Origin of the sequence: Streptomyces sp. NPDC056347 (assembly GCF_042262625.1) — a bacterium.
Lineage (GTDB): Bacteria > Actinomycetota > Actinomycetes > Streptomycetales > Streptomycetaceae > Streptomyces.
Window position 1 is genome coordinate 1 of record NZ_JBHJQP010000114.1, and the last position, 12524, is coordinate 12524.

The window sequence follows — 12524 nt, forward strand, 5'->3', positions numbered from 1 at the left end:
GGCACACGCCGGTCGGGCCCTCCCGCGTACCGGGTTGTCGCGGGACGGCGACGGGACCGACGGCCGGGCCAGGCGGCCCGGCGGTGAGTGGCGGCCAAAGCGGGACCGCCGTCATGGAAGTTGCGGCACCCGTGAGCGTTCGCAGTACTCAGCAGCGAAGTGACCGAGCGGCACCTCGGCGAAGGCATCGGCCGTGGAGGCGCGCACCGGGACGTTCGGCGGAGGGGTTCCGAGCCGGAGCGGACACGGGAGGGACGAGGGGCCGGCTGCCGGAGAGCGGCACTGTGACAGGCCGCTGAGCAGGTCGCGTCAGCAAAAGTGCGCGGCGCCCCGCGTCGGGCAGTCGCGATCCCCGCGCTCCCGGCGGCGGCCGGGCCGGGCATGCGGACACAGAATGCCGGTGCGGCATCAGGACCGGCAGGTGGTGTAGTAGTTCCCTCGGGCCCTGGTGCCGTACGGCACCGGGGCCCCTCCGTGCGTTCCACAAAAGAGGTGCAAGTGACAGCAGACGACTCGTACGACCGGCTTGACGACGACGACTACCCCGCCTACACGATGGGCCGGGCCGCCGAGCTGCTCGGCACCACCCAGGGCTTCCTCCGCGCCATCGGCGAAGCCCGCCTGATCACTCCCCTGCGCTCGGAAGGCGGCCACCGCCGCTACTCCCGCTACCAACTGCGCATCGCCGCCCGCGCCCGCGAACTGGTCAACCAGGGCACGCCCATCGAGGCCGCCTGTCGCATCGTCGTCCTGGAGGACCAGCTGGAAGAGGCGCAGCGCATCAACGCCGAGTACCGCCGCGCCGCCGAGTCGGCAGAGACGCCGGACAAGGACTGAGACGCCGGACGAGGACCGAGACGGTGCGCGTCCGCCGGACACCACTGGATACCGGCGGACACCGGTGCACCTGTGCCCCTCGATGTAGACGTTCTGCTGTGCCGTGCCGCAGGGCTGTGAAGTGGTTCAACGCGGAGAAGGGCTTCGGCTTCATCGCTCGGGAGGGTCAGGCGGTGACGTTCGGCATCGCCCGGGGACAGCGGGGGCCCCAGGCGGAGAACATCGCCCCGGCCCGGCCCTCCTCGCTCCACCGACGGAACCGGGACCCCCTGGGTCCGGCCGCAGGCGGTGGCGAGCCGCGGACCGGCTCGGTCCGCGACCGCTCACGCCCGTGCGGGGTCGGGATGCGTCCGCGCGGGGTGCCGGCCGTCGCGGCGGTCAGGTGGGCCGAGGGATCTCGGCGGCAGGCGACCGTGGCAGGACGACCACCGAGGAGAATCGCTCCATGCGCATTCTGATCATCACCGCCGGTTCACGGGGAGACGTCGCGCCTTACACGGGCCTGGGGCGTCGCCTGCTGGACGTGGGCCATCAGGTCACCGTGGCTGCTCACCCGTCCTTCGAGGCACTGGTCGGCGGATGCGGTCTCGGATACCGGCCCGTGCCGGGAGACCCGCAGGGGCTGGTCCGGGACTGGGCCCGGGCGACGTCGCGGGAGGAGACCCGGGCGCTGACGAGGGCGTACGCGGACGGGCTTGCCGACGGGGTGGCGGAGGCCGCGGCGGGCGGAGCCGACCTGCTGCTCACGGCCTTCGGCCCGGCACCGCTCAGCCGGACGGCCGGCGAAGCGTTCGGCATCCCCGTCATCGGCACCTACCTCGTACCGGCGTTCGCCACCGGACAGTTCCCGCTGCCCAACGCACGGAGCACCGACGGCCTGGGGAGGGAGGGCAACCTCGCCGCGGGCCGGGATGTGCTGAGGCGTGCGGAAGGGGCCTTCGCGGGCTCCGTGGCCCGGCTGCGCGCCCGCCTCGGGCTGCCCGCGGACGCGCCCTCGGCACCGGTGGAGATCCGGCCGGTCTTCCACGGTTTCAGCCCGCTGGTGGTGCCGCGTCCCGAGGACTGGCCGGCCTGGGCCGAAGTGGCCGGCTACTGGTGGCCCGCGCGGCCGGACGGCTGGCGTCCCCCGGCCGAACTGGTCGACTTCCTCCAGGCCGGTCCGCCCCCGGTGTTCATCGGGTTCGGCAGTATGGCGGCCGGACAGGGGGAACGGCTCAGCAAGCTGGTGGCCGCGGCGGTGGAGCGGGCAGGCGTGCGCGCGGTGGTGCAGGCGGGATGGGCCGGTCTGGACGGCTGCGGCACCGACGTCCTGGCCATCGGCGACGTCCCGCACGACTGGCTGTTCCCGCGTACCGCCGCCGTCGTCCATCACGCCGGGGCGGGCACCACCGCAGCCGGGCTGCGGGCCGGAGTGCCCGCCGTGCCCGTTCCCGTCATGGCCGACCAGCCGTTCTGGGCGTCCCGGCTGTACGAGCTGGGAGTGGCCCCCCGGCCCGTACCGTTCCAGGACCTCACCGCCGAAGCCCTCGGCGACGCGATCACGGCCTGCCTATCCGAGCCGGCCCACCGCCGCCGCGCGACGGAACTCGCCCGCGGGATCGCCGCGGAGGACGGCGCCGCTTCGCTGCTCGCCCACATCGGCTCACGGAGCGCCGGGTGACGCCGCGTCGCCCTGCTGTCGAAACGCGCGGACCGTTCGAACGCCGCCGCGCCCCCGGCCGCCTCCCGAAGCCGTGAGCAACCGCTGCCCGGAATCGGGTTCTGGCTCAGATTCCGTGCAGCGGTTGCTGTGCGTGATGAAGGCAACATGATCTGCGCATCGACGATGAGGCAGTAATCCCGAAGCTATCGTGCAGCGATGAGCAACGAGTCTCTCCTCGGCCGCGCTGTCCGTCTCGTTCCGCTGTCCGTCGATCATGCAGAGGCGTTGTTTCCCTCAGCGTCGGATCCTGAGGTCTGGCGTTGGATGCCTCGGCCTCGCCCCGGCTCCGTGATAGAGACGCAGGAGATGATCAGCCAGATGTTGGCGGATCGGGCGAGGAGATGCTTCGCCGTCCAGCGCCTCACGGACGAGACCGTGATCGGCTCGACCAGCCTGTATGAGCTTGACCTCGCGGAGGGCCGTGCGGAGATTGGTGCGACTTGGTTCAATCGTGCTTGTTGGGGCGGTCCCTACAATGCCGAGTCCAAGCTTCTGCTGTTGGCGCACGCCTTCGATGATCTGGGCCTTGCTCGAATTGCGTTGCGAACCGACAACCTGAACCTACGATCCCAGCAGGCGATGACGCGGCTGGGGCTGGTCCATGAAGGGACATTGCGCAGCCACATGGTGCGTCAGGACGGTACGCGTCGTGATTCGCTGTACTACAGCGTCCTCGTGGATGAGTGGCCATCCGTGCGCGACAAGCTTGTTGCCCGGGTGGCGGCCAAAGTCGCTGTCTGATCGCGTAGCGGCCTGTCACCGGGCGAGGAGGACCCGCTTCCGCAGGAGAGCAAAGCCGGCGCGACCGAGCATCTGCCTCTTGAGCATTTTGATGCGGTTGACGTGTCCCTCGACGACGCCCGAGTTCCAGGGCAGGGTGAAGCCGGCGATGACGGTGTCGCGGTCTCGGTCGATGCCTGCGGCGAGTCTGTGGAGGCTGGGCAGGTCGTCCTGTCGGACGGCGTCGAGCCAGTCCGGCAGGTGCTTGCCTTGACGCCCGGTGAACATGGCCGCGATGGAACGAACGTGCCGGGTAAGCGAGTCGAGTTCGGGGCAGTGTGTCCGAGCGTTCTTGAGTTGGAGCTGCTCGGATTCGGTGAGGGTGTCCGGGTGTCGGAGGATCCATCCGGCAACAGCACGGGGGAGGGCGGCCGGGCGGTCACCGGTCGTGGTGAGGTGCGCTTGTCGTGCAGGTAGGCGCGAACCCGCTGGTAGCTGCCCTTGTTACCGAGCGGCACGATCTCCTCCCAGAGTTTCCACGCATTGGTGCAGCCCTCGTTCCAGCGGTCGTCCAGGTAGGACTTGTAGTCGTCGAGGGCCGAGGAGCGGTTCTGCCACTGGCCGGTGAACAGTTCCTCCGGCTTCGCCGCGTCGGCGAACCGTTTGACGGTGTGCCAGCTCACCCCGAGCTGCCGCTGGACCGATCGCAGGCTGTGTCCTGCTTCTAGCAGGGCATGAATGGCTGCGTGCCGGGTCCAAGTCCGGTCGGCAAAGCGGTGGCCTGTCGGCCATGGCGACGCCGACGGGTCCGGGACGGGGACGTTCTCCAGTTCGGGCTGAGGCGCTGCGGGCGTCAGGACGCGCAGGCAGCGTCGGTGCTGGGCGACACTCCGCTCGGTGGCCTCGCTCAGGTTGTGCCAGAGATGCCATCGATCCGCGACCTGCACCGCCTGTGGTGCCCCGGCAGTGGCACCTTCAGCGAAGAAAGGCGCGCGGTCCCGGCATACGATCTCGACACCGGGCCGCTGTGCGAGCCAGGCGGCCAGGCTGGATGCCTCCCGGTCCGGGAGCAGATCGATCGGACGGCGGGTCTCGACGTCCACCAGCACGGTGCCGTAGTGGCGGCCCTTTCGGGTGGCGTACTCGTCGACGCCGACCACCTGCGGTGCGGGCACCTCCGGCTCAGGCAGAGCGTTGACCAGGTGCAATACCGTGCTCCGGCTGATGGACACGCCGAGGACGGAAGCCAGCCGGGCGCCGGCCCGGCCGGCCAGGGCGAGACCGAGTGCGGCCAGGATGGAACGCAGTCGCTCGGTGCGCTGACCATGCCTGCGGGTGAGGCCGGGTATCTGTTCCTCGAAGGTCCGGCGGGGGCAGATGTTGTTCCCGCATCGGGACCGCCGAACCCCGTAACTGGAGCACGACGCTTTGCCCTGCGCTCGGCGTGTCGGCGTGTCGGCGGGAAACCGCAGGTAGGAGCTGTGAACCCGAGTCGACCAGGCCCCGCACCCTGGGCAGGTGGCGCCGACCGTGATGCATTGCGCATCAACACGCACTATCTCGATACTCACGTCCACCGACAGCACCGCGACGTCCGTGATCGACAGAACAACAGCTCTTCCAACCGGAGTGCAGCCTCTTCCACAGCCCGGACTTTCAGCCCAACCGCCACGGCAACGGCTGATGTTCAAGCGACTTCCGAAGCTGTCCAGAGAAGATCGGATGTCACTCACAGCGGCCGCTGCACGGAAGCTGAGCCAGAATCCGGAGTCGTGAACGTGGCCGCGCCCCGGCAGGAGTCCTCCCGGGCACGCCCTGATGCGGGGCGCCAAAAGCCGGTGCGGCCACAGCCTGTGGTGCCGCGGACAGCCGCGGTTCAGGACGTCCTTCGAGACGGGATGGGCGGTGATTCCCGGGCTCGGAGCGCGAGTTCGGTCCTCGTCACCCGCTCTTGCGCGAGGCCCCGGGCCGGATACCCGGGGCCTCGGTGCCGGCGGGAACTCCGCGGGCCCCGCGGGGGCTACTCCGTGCGCAAGGCCGTGGCCGTGCGGGTTCTGGCGGCCCAGCCGGCGGGCAGGAGCGCGCCCAGCGTGGCGATGAGCAGGCCGCCGAGTGAGAGCGGGAGCAGTTCGGCCGCGTGGTACACGGCGATGACGGAGCCGGGGAAGCGGAGCCCCACGCTGTCGCCCATCGCGGGGAGGATCCAGCCGTGCAGGGCCACGCCGAGTGGCACGCCCAGCGCGCCCGCGACGAGTCCGGTCACGGCCACCGAGGTCAGGACCGTCGTGACGGTCTGCCGGGGGGTCATGCCCAGTGCCTTGTGGACGCCGATCTCCCGGACGCGCTCGCGGGTGTCGAGCAGGACGCCGTTCAGCACGCCGAGCGCGGCGACGGCGACGAGCATCAGGGTGAGGATCGCGGACAGCGCGTCGAGCGTGGCCACCATGTCGCTGCCGCCGTCGAGCCCGCCGGCCTGGGCGGTGACGCCCAGCGGCGTCAGGTCCTTGTTGAGGGCGTCGACGTAACCGGGCACGTCGACGCCTGCCGTGACGGCGATGTGATGGCTGGTCTCCGCCAGGTCGGGGCGTGCGGCCGTGAGGGTCGAGGCGTCGGTGAAGAGCTGCATGCCGTCGTGACGGGGGTCGAGGACTTCGCCGACGATCCGGACGGTGACCGGCCGGGTCAGGCCGTTCAGGGTGACGGTGTCGCCGATGCGGGTGCCGGTGGTGGCCAGGAAGGGGGTCGGGACCACGGCCTCTCCCGGCCTGTCGATCCAGCGGCCCGAGACCATCGTGTAGCCGCCCCAGGAGGCGTCGCCGGTGAAGGCGATCACGTCGATGGTGCCGGTGAGGCCGGACACGGTCGCCCGGACCGTCGAAACGCTGTAGTACTTCCCGGTCCCGGACGCGGCCCTGATGGCCGCGGCGACCGCGGCGGTATCGGTCTCGGGCGGCTTCGTGGGGCCGGAGCCGGGGCCGTTGGGGCCGAAGTCCGGCAAGGGCGCGGGTACGACGACATCGGCGGCGGCGTGGGCCCTGGCCTTCATCACCTGGGCGAGCGAGGCGCCCATCCCCACCGTGAACGTGACGGTGACGGCGCCGAACAGGATCGCCGTGCCCATGGCCAGCGCGCGGGCGGGCCGTGCGAAGGGCCGGGCCAGGCCGAGCGCGACCGGCCGGGGCAGGGGCAGCCGGCCGGCCAGGCGGGCCGCCCACCGGCCGTGGCCCGCCGAAGCGGTACGTCCCACGGTGAGCGCGTCGACCGTGCGCAGCCGGCCGGCCCGCCAGGCACTCGCCCACGCGGTCGCCGCCACCAGGCCGAGCACCCCGGCGACCACCGCCAGGTCGACCTGCGGGGCGACGGCCAGCGACGAGGTGCCGTAGGCCTCCCCCGTCCCGGCCAGTACGGGGACGGCGAGCAGGTGGCCGGCGAGGAGGCCGAGGAGCGTGCCGGCGGCGGCCGGGATCAGCGCTTGGCCCACGTACGCGCGCACGACCTGGGCCGGGGTGAAGCCGACGGCTTTGAGAATGCCGATGCGGCGCGTTCCCGTGCCGACGGCGGACGCGACGATGTTGCCGACGATGAGCACCGACATGGCCAGGCCGAGGACGCCGAACGCGATGAGGAAGGGGACGTAGACGGCTGTGTCGCGCTCGGCTGACTTCTTGACGGTGAGCCAGGACTGCTTGCCGACGGCCGCCCCCGGCGGCAGGGACGCCGTCACCGCTCCGCCGCCCGCGGCGATCTGCGGGGCCGTGCCGGCGCCGGTGAAGCGGTAGAGCATCTGATAGCCGCCGCCCCCGGGCGCGGTGAGCGCCGGCATCTGGGACGGAAGCACCCAGGCGTCGGCGGTCCGTGTGACCGAGCGGGCCACACCGACCACCGTCAGGGACGGACCGCCGGGCAGCTCGGGAAAGCCGATCCTCATGCCCATGGTCGGCAGGATCGAGGAGTCCGCGGACAGCACCATCTCGCCGGAGCGCCTGGGCCACCGCCCGTCGAGCAGTGCCACCTCGTCGACGTCCCGGCCGGGATCGCCCCGGCCGACCACGGTCATCGGCCAGCCGGGGCCGCCGCCCACCCGCGGGACGACCGTCGCCGTACGGAACGGGCCGGCCGCACCGCTCACCCCTTCGGCGTCCTTGGACGCCGACAGCTGCCCGGTACTCACCCTGCCCGCGTCGAACCGGACGGAGAGGTGCGCGCCGTGCTGCCTGGCGAAGGCGTCCTCGAAGGGCGCGCCGGACACCACGAGCAGCGATCCGCCGAGGACGGAGGCGGCCACCGCCATCATCGTGGCGAGCCCGATCACCAGCGTCTGCACGCGGCGTCGGCCCACCCCCGAGCGCACCACCTTGCCGAGCGCGTTCATCGGGCGGCCTCCGGGGAGGCGGCGCGCGACCGGGTGTCCTCGGCGATCCGGCCGTCGGAGATCCGGACCGTACGGCTCGTGCACGACCGGGCCAGCGCCAGGTCGTGGGTGACCACGACGACGGTCTGCCCCTCGGCGTTGAGCTCGGCGAGCAGCCTGCTGACGTCCTGTCCGGCGGCCGTGTCCAGGGCCCCGGTCGGCTCGTCGGCCAGGAGCAGCGCCGGCCGGTTCATCAACGCCCGGGCGACCGAGACGCGTTGCCGCTCGCCTCCGGACAGCCGCCCCGGGTAGGCACGGGCGTGCCGGTCGATGCCCAGCAGTTCGAGGAGTTCCGCCGTCCGGCGGTCGGCCTCGCCGCGTGCCGTACCGGCGAGGCGTGCGGGCAGGGCGACGTTGTCGGCGACGGTCAGATCGTCGAGCAGGTTGAAGAACTGGAAGACCATGCCGATCTTCGAGCGCCGGTACAGCGCCGATCCGGCCTCGCTCAGCCGGTCGACTCGTACCCCGTCCACGGTGACGGTTCCCGTATCGGGCCGGTCCAGGCCCGCGATCAGGTTGAGCAGCGTGGACTTGCCGCTGCCGGAGGGGCCGAGGATCGCGACCGCCTCGCCGGGCCGCACGGTCAGCGACACCTCGTGCAGAGCGGGCGGGCCGCCGTCGTATCTACGGCTCACCCCGCGCAGTTCGATCACCGGCGTGGTCATGGAGGCTCCTCGGTCGCGGGCAGTCGGTGCGTGAACGCTAGGGGCGGGCCCGGCCCGCACGCGTCGCCCGCCCGGACCCCTTGCCGTACCGTGCTGGTCCGATCCCCGGAAACGTCATCCCTGCGACGTAGGCGGGTGATGTACCGGGTGCGGTGGAAACGGCCCCGGGGGCCGATCCCGCGGGGCCGCGCGGCGGTGACAATGAACGGGTGACGGATGTGGGGACGACGACGGAACGGCTGCGGGAGGCCGCCCGCCGGATGATCCGCGACGCCGGGCTTCCGAGCGGTCCGCCGCTGCGGCCGACCCTGCGGGCCCGGCAGTTCGACGCGCTGGTGGCCCTGGCACTCGCCGTCGCCACCGTCTATTACGGGATCGACAACGTCGACAACGTCGTGGTGCGCGAGATCGCACCCGGCGTGGAACGCGTCGTACCGCGCCCGTCCGGTCCCGGCGGCCTCGCCCTCATGGTGACCCTCGCGGCCGTCTCCTCAGGTGCCCTGGCGCTGCGCCGCCGCTACCCGCTCGCCGTGCTGTGCGTCGTGACGGCCGCGACGCTGGCGACCCCGCAGAGCGTCATGCGGCTGACCTTCTACGCGTTCGTCATCGCCGTGTACGGCGCCGCCGTCCACAGCCCGTACCGGGTGGCGACGCTGGCGGCGCTGCCGGTGTCGGTCGTCCTGGTCGGCACCTCGGGGAACTCGGTGACGCCGATCGTCCCCACCGAGTACATCGCCCTGCTGATCCTGGCCCCGATGGCCGTGGCCGCCGTCGGCCTGCGGACCTGGAAGCTCCGGACCGACGAGGGCCGTGCCCGGCTGTCCGCCCTGGAGCACGAACGGGCCGAGGAGCTGCGCCGGGCCGTCGAGCACGAGCGGGCCAGGATCGCTCGCGAACTGCACGACGTCGTCACGCACAACGTCAGCGTGATGGTCATCCAGGCGGGCGCCGCCCGCAAGATCATGAAGACCTCTCCCGAGGAGGCCGAGGAGGCGCTGCTCGCCGTCGAAGCCGGCGGGCGGGCCGCCATGACCGAGCTGCGTCACGTCGTGGGCCTGCTCACCATGGCCGACGAGAGCGGGGGGACGGGCGAAGGCCAGGACCTGGCCGACACCTCGGCGGAGCTCGCCCCGCAACCGGGCCTGGACCAGCTGGAAACGCTGATGGGGCGGGTACGGGCCACCGGAATGCCCGTCGGCCTGACCGTGTCCGGCCCGGTCCGTCCCCTTCCTCCGGGTCTCGAACTCGCCGCCTATCGCGTGGTCCAGGAGGCTCTGACCAATGCCGTGAAGCATGCGTCCGGTGCGCGCGCCGCCGTGGTCGTCGAGTACGGCCCGGACCGGTTGCGGGTGGAGGTCAGCGACACGGGCGGACACCCGGGCCCGGGTGCGGCGACCGGAAGCGGCCGGGGCCTGATCGGCCTGCGCGAGCGCCTCACCGTCTACGACGGAACCCTGAACACCGGCCGGCGTCTGACCGGCGGCTTCCGCGTGGAGGCCCTGATCCCCTTGGAGACACCATGACCGAGGCGCTGCGTGTGCTCCTCGCCGACGACCAGACCCTGGTCCGCACGGGTTTCAGGCTGATCCTCCGCGCCGACGGCATCGACGTCGTCGCGGAGGCGACCAACGGGGCCGAAGCGGTCGAGGCGGTCCGCCGTACGCGTCCCGACGTGGTGCTGATGGATGTGCGGATGCCGGAGATGGACGGCCTGGAGGCCACTCGCCGCATCCTCGCCGGTGGTTCTGACGCACCCCGCGTCATCATCCTGACCACCTTCGACCTCGACCGGTACGTCTATGCGGCGCTGTCCGCCGGAGCCAGTGGCTTCCTCCTCAAGGACGTCACCCCCGAGCAGCTGACCGCCGCCGTCCGTACGGTCCGTACCGGCGACGCCCTCCTCGCGCCCACGATCACCCGCCGTCTCGTCGAACGGTTCGCCCGGCAGGGCGGCGACAACGCCGCCCTCCACCGTGACCTCGCCTCGCTGACCCCGCGCGAGCTGGAGGTCCTGGGCCTGCTGGCCCGGGGGCTGAGCAACACCGAACTCGCCGCCCGCCTCCACCTGGCCGAGACGACCGTCAAGACGCATGTCGCCCGTATCCTCGCCAAGCTCGGGCTCCGTGACCGCGCTCAGGCCGTCGTCGTCGCCTACGAGACAGGGCTGGTCAGCGCGGGTGGACCCGGGACGGCCCGGCAGCAGGACGAACACCCGTAACCTCCTTCGAGGCTTCTTCGGTGCCGGGCGCCGCCCGGAACGCGGCTTCCCGAGGCCCTGTCACGACGTGCCGGGTGGTTCCCGGGTTCGGAGCGCGGGTCCGGTTCCCGTCACCCGGTCCGCGGCAGAGCCCCGGGTCCGCTGCCCGGGGCTCCGTCCCTTGTCCGCACCGCTCCGGGCCCGCGTGCCGTACGCGTGCCGTTCGTGTGCCGTACGTGCTGTGGCGGGGCGTCAGTCCGGACGTGTCCCGTCCGTCTTTGCCGTTCCGGCCGTCGCGAAGATCCGGTCCAGGTGGTGGCGGAGTACCGCGATGGCCGACTCCGGATTCCGCTGGCCCACGAGGATGCTGGTGCCCATGGCCGCCGCCATGGCGAGCAGGCTGATCGCCTCCATGCGGGCGTCGACGCCGGGATCGGCCAGACCTGTCGCCCGGGCCTGCTCGATGAGGCCGGCCAGGGCGTTCTCCGCGGCGTCGGGGTTGTCGATGAACGGCTGGGCGGCCAGCGCCTCGTCGGTCACGGACAGGATCGCGTAGGAGCTGTAGACGAGGTGGAAGACCCGGCTCTCCTCGTCGATCGGGAGCGAGGCGAGCAGCAGCGCCTCGACGGTGGCGCGCGGGCCCGGGTCCGTGCCCGCGGCGGCCAGGCGGGCGCCGACGCGCGCGGTGAAGCGGCTGGTCAGGTGCTGGAGCCCGTAGAAGAGCAGCTTCTCCTTGGTCTCGAAGTAGTACTGCACGAGCCGCAGTGACACGCCCGCCTCGGCGGCCACGTCGCGCATGCCGACGGCGTGCAGCCCGCGCTGTCCGGCGACCTGGATGAGTGCCTCGGCGATCTGGGTGCGTCGTTCCTCGTGGTCCACGCGCTTCGGCATGTGCCGGTGTCTCCGCCCGTCGGTGGTGGGTTCGCGGTCCGGACTCCCGGACCCTCTTTATGATACGACCGTACCAACATCATGGTACGGTCGTATCACGAAGAACGGATCCTCCGGAGGTGTCCCGTGCCCGAGAACACGACCCGTGTACGCCGCGACGTAGGCCGCTACGTCAACGACGAACTCCGCGACCGGTACTTCGCCGCCGCCGACGTGCTCTACGCGATGGGGGCTCCCATACGCTCCGAGACGGACGTCGAGACCAGCTTCGGCACCACCCACGTCTACCGGTACGGCCCCGAGGACCCCGCGGCCGGGTCCCGCACCCCGATCGTCCTGATCCACGGCGCCGGCTACTCCTCCGCCATGTGGTACCCGAACACCCCCGGACTCAGCCTCGACCGCCCCGTCTACGCTCTCGACACCCCCGGCGACGCGGGCCGCAGCGTCCACCGCGAGCCCATGTGGCAGCCCGAGCGGGCCGCCCAGTGGATGGACGAGGCCCTCGACGCGCTCGGCCTCGACCGGGTCCACCTCGTCGGCTCCTCGTACGGCGGCTGGCTGGTGCTCAACCAGGCCCACCGGCGGCCCGGACGGCTCGCCTCCGTCACCGCCCTCGACCCCGGCGGCCTGGAGAAGGTGGGGCTGCGCTTCTTCACCTGGGTGTTCGTCAGCCTGTTCGCCACCTTCGCCCCGAAGGCGCTGCGTCCGCGTCTCGCCGCCTGGCTGGACCAGCCGGTCATCGCCGTTCCCGAGATGCGGAAGTGGGTCCAGCGCGGCGCGCGGGCGTTCCGGATCCGCCGCCCCGCGCCCCGGCCGCTCCCCGAGGACGCGCTGCGCTCCATCCGGACCCCGCTCTACGTCATCATGGGCAAGCACAGCCTGCTCGTACACCCGAAGCGGCAGCTGGAGCGGGTGCCGCGCCTCGTGGCCGGGGCCCGTGCCGAGATCGTCGCCGCGACGGGCCACGGACCGCAGATCGACCACCCCGAGGTGGTCAACGCCCGGATGCTCGGCTTCATGGAGGACGTCGACTCCCTCGACCCCACCGCGATCGACGCGTAGGGCTTCCGGCCAAGGGCACCGGCGCCGGCGCGGCGG

General features: G+C 72.0%; 10 protein-coding genes and 2 pseudogenes. 7 read left to right on the top strand and 5 right to left on the bottom strand.

Annotated features, from left to right (window positions below; genetic code table 11):
- Positions 1-498 precede the first annotated feature (498 nt).
- The 4 genes and pseudogenes from ACFCV8_RS24155 (at position 499) to ACFCV8_RS24170 (ending at position 3280) form a co-directional block, all read left to right on the top strand.
- The gene (locus tag ACFCV8_RS24155; RefSeq protein WP_376687510.1) at positions 499-837 is read left to right on the top strand and encodes a MerR family transcriptional regulator; all 339 of its coding nucleotides are present in this window, start codon (positions 499-501) and stop codon (positions 835-837) included.
- Positions 838-953: 116 nt separating this feature from the next.
- Positions 954-1070, top strand: a pseudogene (locus ACFCV8_RS24160) (cold-shock protein); the annotation flags it as partial.
- A gap of 212 nt (positions 1071-1282) precedes the next feature.
- Entirely contained in the window at positions 1283-2497 is a 1215-nt protein-coding gene (locus tag ACFCV8_RS24165; RefSeq protein ID WP_376687511.1) for a glycosyltransferase, read from the top strand.
- Positions 2498-2695: 198 nt separating this feature from the next.
- Entirely contained in the window at positions 2696-3280 is a 585-nt protein-coding gene (locus ACFCV8_RS24170; protein WP_376687512.1) for a GNAT family N-acetyltransferase, read from the top strand.
- 15 nt (positions 3281-3295) lie between these two features.
- On the opposite strand, the gene ACFCV8_RS24175 is transcribed toward ACFCV8_RS24170, so the two are convergent.
- The 4 genes and pseudogenes from ACFCV8_RS24175 to ACFCV8_RS24190 all read right to left on the bottom strand — a co-directional run bounded on the left by ACFCV8_RS24175 (position 3296) and on the right by ACFCV8_RS24190 (position 8335).
- On the bottom strand, positions 3296-3661 hold the full coding sequence (locus ACFCV8_RS24175; protein ID WP_376687533.1) for a transposase: 366 nt from the start codon (positions 3659-3661) through the stop codon (positions 3296-3298).
- 518 nt (positions 3662-4179) lie between these two features.
- Positions 4180-4992: pseudogene (locus ACFCV8_RS24180) on the bottom strand (ISL3 family transposase); the annotation flags it as partial.
- A 287-nt stretch (positions 4993-5279) separates the two neighbouring features.
- A complete protein-coding gene (locus tag ACFCV8_RS24185; protein ID WP_376687513.1) occupies positions 5280-7631 on the bottom strand; it encodes an FtsX-like permease family protein in 2352 nt (783 codons plus the stop codon).
- Positions 7628-8335, bottom strand: coding sequence for an ABC transporter ATP-binding protein (locus tag ACFCV8_RS24190; RefSeq protein ID WP_376687514.1), 708 nt, complete (start codon positions 8333-8335; stop codon positions 7628-7630). Before ACFCV8_RS24190 ends, ACFCV8_RS24185 begins: the two co-directional genes overlap by 4 nt.
- Positions 8336-8595: 260 nt before the next feature.
- Here ACFCV8_RS24190 and ACFCV8_RS24195 point away from each other — a divergent pair, with 260 nt between their 5' ends.
- Positions 8596-9858 carry a sensor histidine kinase gene (locus tag ACFCV8_RS24195; RefSeq protein WP_376687534.1) on the top strand — a complete coding sequence of 421 codons (1263 nt, stop codon included), beginning with the start codon at positions 8596-8598 and terminating at the stop codon, positions 9856-9858.
- Positions 9855-10553: a response regulator gene (locus tag ACFCV8_RS24200; RefSeq protein WP_376687515.1), complete on the top strand. Its 699-nt coding sequence runs from the start codon at positions 9855-9857 to the stop codon at positions 10551-10553. Before ACFCV8_RS24195 ends, ACFCV8_RS24200 begins: the two co-directional genes overlap by 4 nt.
- A 231-nt stretch (positions 10554-10784) precedes the next feature.
- Here ACFCV8_RS24200 and ACFCV8_RS24205 read toward each other — a convergent pair whose 3' ends face one another.
- Positions 10785-11423 carry a TetR/AcrR family transcriptional regulator gene (locus ACFCV8_RS24205; RefSeq protein ID WP_376687516.1) on the bottom strand — a complete coding sequence of 213 codons (639 nt, stop codon included), beginning with the start codon at positions 11421-11423 and terminating at the stop codon, positions 10785-10787.
- A 126-nt stretch (positions 11424-11549) separates the two neighbouring features.
- On the opposite strand from ACFCV8_RS24205, the gene ACFCV8_RS24210 reads away from it, so the two are divergent.
- A complete protein-coding gene (locus ACFCV8_RS24210) occupies positions 11550-12488 on the top strand; it encodes an alpha/beta fold hydrolase (RefSeq protein ID WP_376687517.1) in 939 nt (312 codons plus the stop codon).
- Positions 12489-12524 lie beyond the last annotated feature (36 nt).

Coding starts and splice junctions, on each gene's coding strand:
- ACFCV8_RS24190 (WP_376687514.1), bottom strand. CDS start 8,335: ATGACCACGCCGGTGATCGAACTGCGCGGGGTGAGCCGTAGATACGAC.
- ACFCV8_RS24170 (WP_376687512.1), top strand. CDS start 2,696: ATGAGCAACGAGTCTCTCCTCGGCCGCGCTGTCCGTCTCGTTCCGCTG.
- ACFCV8_RS24165 (WP_376687511.1), top strand. CDS start 1,283: ATGCGCATTCTGATCATCACCGCCGGTTCACGGGGAGACGTCGCGCCT.
- ACFCV8_RS24205 (WP_376687516.1), bottom strand. CDS start 11,423: ATGCCGAAGCGCGTGGACCACGAGGAACGACGCACCCAGATCGCCGAG.
- ACFCV8_RS24185 (WP_376687513.1), bottom strand. CDS start 7,631: ATGAACGCGCTCGGCAAGGTGGTGCGCTCGGGGGTGGGCCGACGCCGC.
- ACFCV8_RS24195 (WP_376687534.1), top strand. CDS start 8,596: ATGATCCGCGACGCCGGGCTTCCGAGCGGTCCGCCGCTGCGGCCGACC.
- ACFCV8_RS24200 (WP_376687515.1), top strand. CDS start 9,855: ATGACCGAGGCGCTGCGTGTGCTCCTCGCCGACGACCAGACCCTGGTC.